Below are 630 nucleotides of genomic sequence, written 5' to 3'. Positions count from 1 at the left end.
AAGCTTCGGTAATATGAAGTACTTTTTTCATGCTGACTTTGTCCCTGGTGTTTGTAACCACTTGGTTTTGAAGGCTTCTCGTTCTGGCTGCGAGTAAATATGGCGATAAAGCGGTAAGTCATACATGTAAAACAACTTAGAAAAATCGTAATGCTGTTTAAAGTATTGGTGGATGTTGGAATACCATTTGTTCTTTGCTTCATTGCTGTTTTTCAGAACAAAGTTGTCGACATTTAGGAAGTCTCCAATCTCTTTGTCAAGGGAACTCAGTTGCTCGCACTTAATCAGAATGACGCTGGCTTTGTCATTGTTGAACGTAAAAAATGGTTGAGTGTTATCGATCTCTTGGCGCATGACATCGATGCTGAAGTTACGTTTTAGCTCGTTATCGAACCAATCTGCGAAGTAGTTCAGGTTGATGTAGTTATCAAAGCAATGCTCGAGATGCTTGTAGGTCACTTCCATATCGCGGTGGATGGCATCGTTCTTTTTGCCTTCGATAAATTGCAGATGCAAATCTTGGAAAAAACGGGAGAAAACCGTCGCAATCGGGTCACGGCTTAATGTACCGGTCTTGCTTTGCTCCCGCTTTTGCAAAAGGCGCTTGGGTTTATTCAGAACCAAGCGGTA

1 protein-coding gene is annotated in these 630 nt (G+C 41.9%); it reads right to left on the bottom strand.

Translation table 11 applies throughout. From position 1 onward, the window contains the following. Positions 1 to 27 precede the first annotated feature (27 nt). The coding region (locus R7Q46_RS27965; RefSeq protein ID WP_318078404.1) for a putative capsular polysaccharide synthesis family protein at positions 28 to 630 on the bottom strand (603 nt) is incomplete at its 5' end.

The organism is Vibrio sp. 811, from assembly GCF_033339195.1.
The sequence above is the reverse complement of the archived record's forward strand: the minus strand, read 5'-3'. Positions and strand labels throughout refer to the sequence as shown.